Source organism: Nocardiopsis sp. N85, assembly GCF_028882275.1.
Taxonomy (GTDB): Bacteria; Actinomycetota; Actinomycetes; order Streptosporangiales; family Streptosporangiaceae; genus Nocardiopsis; species Nocardiopsis lambiniae.
This window is the reverse complement of the sequence record NZ_JARBUT010000001.1, coordinates 808,608-819,291: the sequence shown is the minus strand read 5'-3', so window position 1 is coordinate 819,291 and position 10,684 is coordinate 808,608. Positions and strand designations below refer to the sequence as shown.

Annotated in this window: 10 protein-coding genes and 1 CRISPR repeat array; of the genes, 2 read left to right on the top strand and 8 right to left on the bottom strand. The window is 71.8% G+C overall.

The genetic code is table 11. From position 1 onward, the window contains the following. Nucleotides 1-184: 184 nt before the first annotated feature. The 7 genes from PWG71_RS03515 to PWG71_RS03485 all read right to left on the bottom strand — a co-directional run bounded on the left by PWG71_RS03515 (nucleotide 185) and on the right by PWG71_RS03485 (nucleotide 8,159). On the bottom strand, nucleotides 185-361 hold the full coding sequence (locus tag PWG71_RS03515; protein ID WP_274807989.1) for a DUF397 domain-containing protein: 177 nt from the start codon (nucleotides 359-361) through the stop codon (nucleotides 185-187). A gap of 112 nt (nucleotides 362-473) precedes the next feature. Next, nucleotides 474-1,966: a CRISPR direct-repeat array (repeat unit 29 nt; unit sequence GGGACCATCCCCGCGTGCGCGGGGAGCAG). Nucleotides 1,967-2,354: 388 nt separating this feature from the next. Further along, nucleotides 2,355-3,182: an endo alpha-1,4 polygalactosaminidase gene (locus PWG71_RS03510; protein WP_274807988.1), complete on the bottom strand. Its 828-nt coding sequence runs from the start codon at nucleotides 3,180-3,182 to the stop codon at nucleotides 2,355-2,357. Between the two features lie 232 nt (nucleotides 3,183-3,414). Then, nucleotides 3,415-4,425 (bottom strand): cellulose binding domain-containing protein, encoded by a 1,011-nt coding sequence (locus tag PWG71_RS03505; RefSeq protein WP_274807987.1) that lies wholly within the window; start codon nucleotides 4,423-4,425, stop codon nucleotides 3,415-3,417. A 405-nt stretch (nucleotides 4,426-4,830) separates the two neighbouring features. Next, nucleotides 4,831-5,802, bottom strand: a complete 972-nt coding sequence (locus tag PWG71_RS03500; protein WP_274807986.1) for a sigma-70 family RNA polymerase sigma factor — start codon at nucleotides 5,800-5,802, stop codon at nucleotides 4,831-4,833. A 1-nt stretch (nucleotide 5,803) separates the two neighbouring features. Continuing rightward, nucleotides 5,804-6,187, bottom strand: a complete 384-nt coding sequence (locus tag PWG71_RS03495) for a VOC family protein (protein WP_274807985.1) — start codon at nucleotides 6,185-6,187, stop codon at nucleotides 5,804-5,806. 8 nt (nucleotides 6,188-6,195) lie between these two features. Continuing rightward, nucleotides 6,196-6,582, bottom strand: a complete 387-nt coding sequence (locus PWG71_RS03490; RefSeq protein WP_274807984.1) for a VOC family protein — start codon at nucleotides 6,580-6,582, stop codon at nucleotides 6,196-6,198. 23 nt (nucleotides 6,583-6,605) lie between these two features. After that, the gene (locus PWG71_RS03485) at nucleotides 6,606-8,159 is read right to left on the bottom strand and encodes an MFS transporter (protein WP_274807983.1); all 1,554 of its coding nucleotides are present in this window, start codon (nucleotides 8,157-8,159) and stop codon (nucleotides 6,606-6,608) included. A gap of 218 nt (nucleotides 8,160-8,377) precedes the next feature. Between PWG71_RS03485 and PWG71_RS03480 the strand changes: the two genes are divergently transcribed. Next, nucleotides 8,378-9,427 (top strand): NAD(P)-dependent alcohol dehydrogenase, encoded by a 1,050-nt coding sequence (locus PWG71_RS03480; protein ID WP_274807982.1) that lies wholly within the window; start codon nucleotides 8,378-8,380, stop codon nucleotides 9,425-9,427. A gap of 51 nt (nucleotides 9,428-9,478) precedes the next feature. On the opposite strand, the gene PWG71_RS03475 is transcribed toward PWG71_RS03480, so the two are convergent. Continuing rightward, on the bottom strand, nucleotides 9,479-10,024 hold the full coding sequence (locus tag PWG71_RS03475; RefSeq protein WP_274807981.1) for a CGNR zinc finger domain-containing protein: 546 nt from the start codon (nucleotides 10,022-10,024) through the stop codon (nucleotides 9,479-9,481). A gap of 182 nt (nucleotides 10,025-10,206) precedes the next feature. On the opposite strand from PWG71_RS03475, the gene PWG71_RS03470 reads away from it, so the two are divergent. Beyond that, a complete protein-coding gene (locus PWG71_RS03470; RefSeq protein WP_274807980.1) occupies nucleotides 10,207-10,659 on the top strand; it encodes a VOC family protein in 453 nt (150 codons plus the stop codon). Nucleotides 10,660-10,684: the final 25 nt, after the last annotated feature.

Below are 10,684 nucleotides of genomic sequence, written 5' to 3'. Positions count from 1 at the left end.
GCTGACCAGGGCTGGCCACATCATTACCCATTGGTCTCTCTGCGCGATGAGCATGAATGTGGTAAAGCGCCCGAGCAGACCGACATGGCCCGCTTCGCGCAGCCGTGTCCGCCCCACGCCCGGATGGCCCTCCGGGTGTGGGGAACCCCCGCGCGAAGCGCGGGGGTCGAGTACGGAGGCGAGGTCAGCGACCGACGGCCCGCACCAAGGCGGCCCATTCCACCCGATCGAAGCTCAGGTGCCCGGCAGAACGGTTCTGTGTGTCACGGACGTCCGCACCTGCGACGGACTCACGCGCCTCGACGCAGTTGGCGCCGCCGTCCGAGTAAGTGCTCTTGTGCCACACGGCGGGGTTAGTCATCGCTTCTCAACTTCCTAAGCTCGGCTTGCATCCTCGCGAGGGTGTCATCCGGGCCGGCGGCCATGCCCTGCAAGGCCGCGAACTGCATACGCCAGTTCCTCACCTCCGCAGTGGGACTATCCCCGCGTGCGCGGGGAGCAGCACCAAACCGTTCGCCGTGACGGTGGCCACCAGGGACCATCCCCGCGTGCGCGGGGAGCAGGCGTTGACACGCGCTCCGCGCATGTATTTTGTGGGACCATCCCCGCGTGCGCGGGGAGCAGGCCACCGGTGACCTCACGGACTCCCAGGAGGAGGGACCATCCCCGCGTGCGCGGGGAGCAGCCCGCGAAGGAGAAAGCGCTGGCCAGGGCGCTGGGACCATCCCCGCGTGCGCGGGGAGCAGTTCGCTGTGGACGCGGACACCGGCGATGCTGTGGGACCATCCCCGCGTGCGCGGGGAGCAGCGACCGGCTCGCCCTTGCGCATTTGGAGCAGGGGGACCATCCCCGTGTGCGCGGGGAGCAGCCCTTCATCTGGTCGCACGACTGGGCGAACCCGGGACCATCCCCGCGTGCGCGGGGAGCAGACGACCAGGTCCCGGCGCACCTGTGAGGCGGCGGGACCATCCCCGCGTGCGCGGGGAGCAGACGCGACCGACCAATTCCACCTTGGCTTCGACGGGACCATCCCCGCGTGCGCGGGGAGCAGGGGCGGGGCGTCGGCGAGGTAGGCCTGCCGCTGGGACCATCCCCGCGTGCGCGGGGAGCAGCCACAAACCGATACCGAAGTGAGCGCGGCCACGGGACCATCCCCGCGTGCGCGGGGAGCAGCAACTGGCCGCTTCGGCGGTGGACTCCCCGGGGGGACCATCCCCGCGTGCGCGGGGAGCAGCCCGCCCGCCGCTACTACTCCAAGACCACCCGGGGACCATCCCCGCGTGCGCGGGGAGCAGGAAGTGACGACCGAGGAGATCATGCGGGGGTGGGGACCATCCCCGCGTGCGCGGGGAGCAGCTGGCGTGCGGAGTCTGTGGGGGAGCCGGATGGGGACCATCCCCGCGTGCGCGGGGAGCAGACGATCTCCGAATAGGCGCCGTAGGCCCACCCGGGACCATCCCCGCGTGCGCGGGGAGCAGCCGGTGATCGACGTCGATCGCGAGCGCGCCGCGGGACCATCCCCGCGTGCGCGGGGAGCAGGTCGCGTACCCCCGCATCCACACGACCCACAGGGGACCATCCCCGCGTGCGCGGGGAGCAGTGCCCCTGGCGGCCCTCTGGCCAGCGCCACCGGGGACCATCCCCGCGTGCGCGGGGAGCAGTCTGCAACGCTGCTATTTCACTATATGGAATCGGGACCATCCCCGCGTGCGCGGGGAGCAGCGGTACGGGCGGAGGATCGTCCGCCCGGGGCCGGGACCATCCCCGCGTGCGCGGGGAGCAGGACTCCAGACCGAACCCGCCACCGTCGAGCAGGGGACCATCCCCGCGTGCGCGGGGAGCAGGGTGCTTCCCCCTGGGTACGTCCCTGTTCGTCGGGACCATCCCCGCGTGCGCGGGGAGCAGTACGAGTTCAGGTACGTGTCCCTGAACAGCATGGGACCATCCCCGCGTGCGCGGGGAGCAGAGTAAATGACCTGGGAAGATTCCAGCGGAAACCAAGCGATTTTGCAACTTCTCGGAAATCAGACACAGGCCCCAAAAAGACACTTCATACACAAATAATGACCAAAGTTCCCACTTCCCCATAATCCCTGGAAAGCAAAAACCCCGGAAGCGCTGAGCACCCCCGGGGTCCGTCGGTGCGTGAAAGTTCCAGGAAGGGAACACCGACGCCTTCATTGTGCACCACTCGGAGACTCTCCGCATACGTTCAGTAGCGATCCTCGCCGTTTCCGGATGGCCGGAGCCCGACACCACCAACACGTCTGAGCGGAATGTCCGCACATGACGGCACCTTTCAAGCCCGGAACGGCGACGGAACCGTGACCATAGCGGTCACCTACGATCCGTGATCAACAGCGCTCGTACAGGTATCCCTCCGCGCCCTCGGAAACCAGATCGAGGTCGCGCAGGATCGTCCTGGACGGGCTCTCCGAATCCGCGCACACGTCCTCGAACGTCAGACCCGCGTTCTCCAGCGTGTCCGGGTATTCGATGTCGAGCACACCTTCGTCCCCGTACGCGGAGGTATAGGCGTCGCACTCGAACCAGGCCGCGCAGGATTCGGTGATCGCGAAGTCGAACCCCGCCGCAAGTCCCCGCTCGGTCTCCTCCGCCGCGTTCTTCTGGGCGGCGAGCAATCCGTGATCGTGGACGATGGCGACCAACTCCTCCGCAAGGGCGAAGTTGTCCTCCACGGTCAACCACCCCTGGGACCGCAGGTAGGAGTCCAGGTTGTCGAACTCGACCGCCGCGAACCCGTCGTCCGCGCATCCCTCGATGGTCGCGCCGAGGAGTGCGGCGATCCGGCCGCGCTTCTCGTCCGTGGAGGTGTCCAGAAGCCGTTCGTCCGGCCACCCCGGGTCGATCACGGGCTCCCCCGCCTCGTCGAGCAGGACCAGACCCTCATCGAGCCACTCCCGTTCCTCCCCCGGCTGCGTCTGGAACCCGTTGACGTAGCAGATGGAGTACATGCCCGGCTCCGGTTCATCGGTGGAGTCCCGGACCACGATCCCCACGTCCTCGGGCGGCGGGTATCCCCCACCGAGCTGATAGTCGAACCCGCCGTTGGGCAGACCCTCCGGTTCCGCGTGCGCGGAGAGCTCCGCCGTCGGCGCGCACCCGGCCACCACCGCCGCCACCGCTGACGCTGCCAGACCGGTCACAAGGGAAACGCGCATCTCGGACTCCTTCACGGGTCGCTGCGATACGAGACGGGCACCGGAGGGCACCGCGCTCATGGATCGATGACCCCGGCCCGCGCGGACTCTCGGCCGTCGGACCGATGGGAGCGGCGGCGGACGACCGCGACGGTGCGAGCCGGGAGGGTCACGCACGGGAGCCTAGCGGCGGGCCCGGACCGGGGAAACGGTCGGAGTGCGGATCGCGGCAACGGTCCGGGCCCGCCGCCGGTCACGGGGCCAGTGCCGCGAACCAGCGGTCCGCGATCCTGCGGTCGCCGCTCGCCGACGGGTGCACCCCGTCGTAGGTGTCCGCGTCCGTGTCGAACCCCGTCCACTGGTCCACCACGGTGATCGGCGACTCCGGCGTCGCGTTGGCCTCCGCCCAGCCCGGGATGGCCGCGTTGAGGTCCCGCACCCCCTGCCCACAGGTCGCGCAGCTGCGGTCGGAGTCCATCGGGATGATCTGCGCGACCAGCAGGTGGACGTTCGGGTCGTGCGCGCGCATCTGCGCCAGCAGGGTGTCGTACGCGGCGAGGATGTCGGCCGCCGGGATCCCGTTCCACACGTCGTTGGTGCCGAAGTGCATGAGCACCGTGTCCGGGTCGCTACGCCGCAACCAGTCCACGAGCAGCCCCTGCGAGGCGACGTTCGTGACCAGGTATCCCCCGTGCCCCTCGTGGTCCCCGTCGTAGGCGAACCCGCACCCGTCGCCCGGCAGCGTGCCCACGAAGTCGACCTTCCGCCCCGCGTCCACCAGGTCCCGCCACAACAGGGCCCGCCAGCACCCCGGGGACCCCGTGATCGAATCGCCCAACGCCATGATCCGCACCGCGTCCCCGCCTTCGTCTTCCGTGTCGAATCCGCAGTCGAGTCCGGTGAACTCGACCGCCCCACCGGTGGTGGTCCCCTGGACGCCGAACTCGGCGGTGCCGCCCGGGGCCAGGTCTGCGTTCCATCCCACGTTACGGGCGACGACCGTGCCCTCGCGGTGTTCGAAGTCGGCGTTCCATCCGGCCGTGGTGGCCTGACCGGTCGGATGCGTCCAGGTGGCGGTCCACCCCGAGATCGGGGCGTCGCCCCGGTTGGTCACCTCGATCCGGGCGGTGAACCCGCTCCCCCACGAGGAGGTCACGGTGGCCTCGGCCGCACAGTCCTCGGACTCGGCGGCGGCCGGGAGAACCGGCGTGGCGGTCAGGGCGAGCGCGGCGATCAGGGCCGCGCACAGGAGGGGACGGAACACGTGCTCGCTCCTTTCGGGGGATCTGGGAGCGCTCCCAGACGGGGGCACGCTACCCCGCGCACCCGATCCGGGGAACCCCCCTTCTCCCGCGCGGACCCGGCCCCGCGCGGGAGGCGGGCGACCTCTCCCGGACGCCGTCCGGGTCCACCCGCGCGAACGTCCCGATACCGGCCGCGCGCTCCCCGCCGGGCGGACGGTGGCCCCCGCCCGGAGCACCGGACCCGCACCGAGGGTCACCCCGGACCGGTCGAGGAGGGCGTCGGCTTCACCGCCACCGCGCGCCGGGGCCGTCCGCGGACTCCCCCGTCCCACGAGGCCGGGGGCGAAGACCCGGGGACGCTCCGCCCCCGCGTACCGCGCGCCCCACCGGTGCCGCGAAGGCCTCCGAAGCGCGGGGAACACGGTCTACAGGCGGTCGGCCAGGCCGAAGTGCGGGAAGAGGGCGGTGTCGAAGAACATCGCCGTGTGCCGCACGCCGGTGGGCGCCAGGTCCAGGACCTGGATCCCGAAGGCCCGGTGCACACCCTCCCGGTCGCGCATGTACAGCCCGAACGCCGGCTGCCCGTTGGCCGAGGTCGGCACCAGCACCATGTCGCCGGCCCGCTCGGCCGGGCAGTGCGTGGAGATCAGCTCCGCGATGTGCGCGCCGCCCTGGACCCAGGTGCGGAACGGCGGCATCTCGAACACCGCGTCCTCGGTGAACACCGCCGTGATCGCCGAGACGTCGTAGGTCTCGAAGGCCGCCACGTACCGGGCCAGGATCGCCTTGCCCTCGGCCGGCTCCACGATCTCCTCCTCCACCGGGGCGTTGCGGGACAGCTGCGCCCGGGCCCGCTGGAGCAGGCTGTTGACCGCCGGCACGGAGGTGTCGAGGATGTCGGCGACCTCGGCGGCGCTCAGCCGCAGCACGTCGCGCAGCACCAGCACCGCGCGCTGGCGGGGCTGGAGGTACTGGAGGGCGGCGATCAGGGCGAGGCGCACGCCGGTGCGGGTGGCGACCACGGTGCCCGGGTCGTCGGCGCCCACGAGGGCGTCGGGCACGGGTTCGAGCCAGGGCACCTCGGGCCCGTCGGCCAGTTGGGCCGACGGGTCGTCGGCGGGCCCGCCCAGCCCGGTGGGCAGGGGCCGCCGACGACGCCGTTCCAGCGCGGTGAGGCAGGCCGTGGTGGCGATGCGGTGCAACCAGGTGCGCAGACTGGATCTGCCCTCGAACCCGTCGTAGGCCTTCCACGCGCGCAGGTACGTCTCCTGCACCAGGTCCTCGGCGTCGTGCACCGAGCCGAGCATCCGGTAGCAGTGGGCGTACAGCTCGCGCCGGTAGGGGTCGGCGAGCCGGACGAATTCCTGGTCGGTCTGCTGTTCCATCACGGCCGACACGTTACGCCTCCTGTATGACAGAACACACGTTCCCGGCCGGGTCGGTGAACCAGGCGACCGACGGCCTGCCGTGCGCGATCCCCCTCTCGTCCTGATCGAAGCCCTCGTAGCGCAGCGTCCCGACGCCGCGACGGGCGAGCCCGTCGACCGCGGCGACGATGTCGTCGACGACGAGGTTGAGGACGGTGTACGTGGCGGGCACGTGGTCGGGCTTGGGGTAGACGAGGACGGACTGCTCCCCGGCGAGGTGGATCCGGATCAGCCCTTCCTCCTCCATGCCCTCGACCGGTCGCACGGTCAGCCCCAGGGTCGCGCCGTAGAACTCGCGCGCCGTGTCGGTGTCCGGTACCGCGAAGGACCCGAAGGCCCGGTTCCCGTCGAACATGTCCCCTCCTAGGAGTCGGACGCGGCCATGGCCGCGCGGTGGGCTTCGCCGAGCTGGATGATCTGGACGTGGTTGCCGTCCGGGTCGATCGCGGTGGCGAACAGGCTGCCGTCGCGGTCCTCCAGCGGGGCCAGCCACTCGGTGCCGCGCGCGTCCATGCGGGCGGCGACGGCCCGGGCGTCCTCCACGTCGAAGTTGATGATCATGCGGGTGGCGTCGGTCGCCTTGGGGCCGATGTCGTCCCGCCGGTCGATGAGCAGGTGGAAGTGGCCGAAGCGGAGCACCCGGTAGGAGTCGACGTCGTCGTCGGAGTGGGGCTCCAGGACGGCCGCGTACCAGTCGTGGAGTCGGTCGGGGTCGGTGCTGGCCAGGAGCATGCTGTCGAGATTGGCCATGGTCCCTCCTCGGGGATCGGATCTCATTCGTTCACCCGTACCGACCCGGCGGCGTCCCCGGACTCATCGGTCTCGGCCGGTTCTTCCGCGGTGCGCAGCAGGACCAGGGCGGCCGCGCCGCCCAGGGCCATGGCGATCGCGCCGAGGACCCCGGCGAGGTTGAGCCCGGCGGTGAACGCCTCCCGGGCCGGGCCGAGCAGGGCGGCGGCGAGGTCGGCGGGCAGGTCCCGGGCGACGGCGACGGCCCCGGCGAGGGTGTGCCCCGCCTCCTCGGGGACCCCCGCCGGCGGCTCGACTCCGGCGCGGTAGACGGCGGCGGAGAGGCTGCCCATCAGGGCCACGCCCAGGGCGATGCCGAGTTCGCCGCTGGTCTCGGACAGGGAGGCGGCGGCGCCGGCCCGTTCGGGGGGCGCCGATCCCACGACGATGTCGGCGATGAGCGCGGCACCGGGCCCGAGCCCGATCGACGCCAGGAGCAGGCCGATCATGACGACGAACGCCCCGTCCTGGACGGGCGCCAGGGACAGGACGACGAATCCGGCGGCGGTGACGAACATGCCGCCGCCGATGACGGTGGCGCGGCCGACCCGGGCGGCCAGCGGCGGGGCCAGGAGGGTGGCGACGATCATCGCCGCCGACGGGGGCACCAGCCACAGTCCGGCGATGAGCGGCGGGTACCCGGCGACGAGCTGGAAGTACTGGCTGATGAGCAGGAACGTGCCGCCCATGGCGACGGCGCCGCCCATCATCACGGCCAGGGCGGTTCCGAAGGCGGGCGCCCGGAACAGGCGCAGGTCCAGGAGCGGGTCGGCCAGGTGGAGTTGGCGGCGGACGAACACGACGCCCGCGATCAGGCCGGCGGCGATGGCGAGGAGGGGGAGGGTGGGCGGGGCGCCGTCGGCGAGGACCTTGAGTCCGTAGACGGCGGGGAGGACGGCGGCCAGGGACAGGACGACGCTGACGAGGTCGAGGCGGCCGGGGTGGTCGGCGCGCTGTTCGGGCAGCAGGAGCGGTCCGCACACCAGAAGCAGCGCCATGACGGGCACGCCGAGCAGGAACACCGATCCCCACCAGAACCAGTGGAGCAGTACGCCGCCGACCATCGGACCCAGGGCGGTGCCGCCCATGAAGCAGCTCGTCCAGACGGCGATGGCGGCGGCCCGGTGGCGCGGGTCGGGGAACATGCCGCTGATCAGGCCGAGGGTGGAGGGCATGAGGGTGGCCCCGGCGACGCCCATGAGGGCGCGGGTCGCGATGAGGACCTCCACGGTGGGCGAGAACGCGGCGAGGGCGGAGGCCGCGCCGAAGACGGCGGCGCCGATGAGGAGCAGTCTCCTGCGGCCGATGCGGTCGCCCAGGGTGCCCATCGTGACGAGGAGGCCGGCGATCATGAACCCGTACACGTCCACGGCCCACAGCAGTTGGGGGCCGGTGGGGCTCAGGTCGGCGACCATGTGCGGCAGCGCCAGGTGGAGCACGCTCATGTCGATGGACAGCAGCAGGGTGGGCAGGGCGAGCACGGCCAGGCCGACCAGGGCGCGCCGGTCGGGTCGGGTGGTGTGCGGGGGTGCGGTCACGGTGTCCTCCGGCCTCGTGGATTCGTTCACGTGTACGGACCCGGGCGGGCGGCCGGACTCATCGCGCGTTCGGGTGGAACGGGTCAAGAAGTGCGGACCGATTCCGGGATCCGCGTTGACGGACGCCCGTGGACCGCGTTGATAGCGTCGGGTGTTCGGCCGGGTACCGAGAGTCCCGTCGATGGGCCCGGCGTCATCGACAGCCAGGAGGGCACCCGATGCGAGCCGTGGTCTTCGAGAACTACGAACGGTTCCCCTCGCTCACCGACGCGCCCGAGCCGAGGCCCGGACCGGGCGAGGTGCTGTTGCGGGTGGCGGGCGCGGGCGCCTGCCACTCCGACGTGAGCGTCTACCGGCATTTCAAGGAGGGCTCCCCGGGGGCGCAGAGGCCCCCGTTCGTGCTGGGTCACGAGAACGCCGGGTGGGTCGAGGAACTCGGCGAGGGCGTGAGCGACCGGGTGGAGGTCGGCGCGGCCCACCTGGTGTACGGGCCGATCGGCTGCGGTCACTGTCGCATGTGCGCGCGGGGCCGGGACACCTACTGCGAGAACGCCGCGACGATGCCCTACCTGGCGGTGGGCCTGGGGCGCGACGGCGGCATGGCGGAGTACATGACGGTGCCCGCCCACCACCTGGTGCCGTTGGGCGACGCCGACCCGGTGGACGCGGCCCCGTTGGCGGACGCCGGGCTCACGCCCTACCACGCGATCAAGCAGGCGCTGCCGCACCTGGCGGGCGGGGGTCGCCACGCCCTGGTGATCGGTCTGGGCGGTCTGGGGCAGATCGGCGTGCAGATCCTCGGGGCGCTGACGGGGGCGACGGTGATCGCGACCGACGTCAAGCCGGAGGCGCGGGCGCGGGCGGAGAGGAACGGGGCGGTCACCGTCGGGGGCGGCGACCGGCAGGTGGAGGAGATCCGCGAGATCACGGGGGGCCGGGGCGTGGACGCGGCGTTCGACTTCGTGGGGATCACGCCGACGATCGCGGCGGCGGCCGGGGCGATGGCGCAGGGGGGCCGGTTGTCGGTGGTGGGCATCGCGGGCGGCACGCACGAGTTCTCGTTCTTCACGAACCCGTACGAGTCCTACGTCACCAACACCTACTGGGGCACGGTGGGGGAGCTCTGGGAGGTCGTGGACATGTACCGGGCGGGACGGATCCGTCCGGAGGTGGAGCGGTTCGCCATGGAGGACGCCCTGGAGGCGTACCGGCGGCTGGAGGCGGGGGAGATCTCCGGTCGCGCCGTGGTGGTGCCGAACGAGGCCTGAGCCCCGCGCGCACGCCCGGACCCGTGTCGGGTCCGGGCGTTCCTCATGTGCTCAGGCGCCGCGGCCGGTCCGTTCGCGGGCGTGGTGGCGGGCGGCCTTGGCACGGTTGCCGCAGCCGGCCATGGAGCACCAGCGGCGGGTGCCGTTCTTGGAGGTGTCGTAGAAGTACAGGACGCAGTCGGGGTGGGCGCAGCGGCGGATGCGGTCGGGGGCGGCGAGGAGGTCGAGGTAGCCGTCGGCGGCGGTCCAGGCCGGGCCCCAGGCGGGCGCGTCGAAGGCGACGGCGGTGCGGGGGGCGCCCTCCGCGAGGGTCCTGCGCACGGTGCCGTGTTCGAGGATCGCGTTGAGTTCGGCGGTGGCCCCGGGGTCGTCGGGGGCGGCGACGAGCACGGCGATGGCGTCGCGGGCGCGCAGGAGCGGGGGCAGGGCGGCGGGGTCGGCGTCGAACCGGGTGCCCAGTCCGGCCTCGGTCAGCCACCGGGCCAGACCGGTCGGGCCGTCGAGCAGGTCGTGGCGGGTGCCGCCGGAGACCCACCTGGTGTTGATCAGGTCCATGGCGATCGGTTCGCCCACGAGCGGTCTGCTCGACACGGTCATCGTCACTCCCCCGTCCTTCCCGTCGCGGGTCCGGGCGCGCGGGCGTTGGCGGGATGCTACCAGCCGCCACCTAACCCCTGAAATCACTTTAGAGGGTTGACCTCCGCGCTGACTAACCCCTAAAGTCTTTTTCAGGGGTTAGAAAAGATCTCATCGCCCCTCCCCTCGACGAAAGGCGTGCCATGACCTACCCCCGTCCCACCACCGGCCACATCGGTCTCAACGTCACCGACCTGGACCGTTCGATCGACTTCTACGTGCGGATCCTGGACCTGAAGGTCCTGGGACGCGGCGAGGAGGAGGGCCGCGAGTCCGCGTTCCTCGGCCGCGACGGCTCCCTGGTGCTGACCCTGTGGCGGCAGGCCGAGGAGGGGTTCCGCTCGAACGCCGCAGGCCTGCACCACCTCTCCTTCGAGGTGGACACCATCGACGAGGTCCGCACCGCCGAGGCGCGGCTGCTGGAACTGGCCGTGGAGTTCGCCTACGACGGGGTCGTGCCCCACGGCGAGGGCGCCGCCTCCGGTGGCGTCTTCTTCCACGACCCCGACGGCATCCGCCTGGAGATCTACGCCCCGAGCGGCGCCGAGTCCGCCGAGGCCCCCGTCGCCTCCGCCCCCACCTGCGGTTTCTTCTAGACCCATCGCGGGTCGCGGGCGTCGC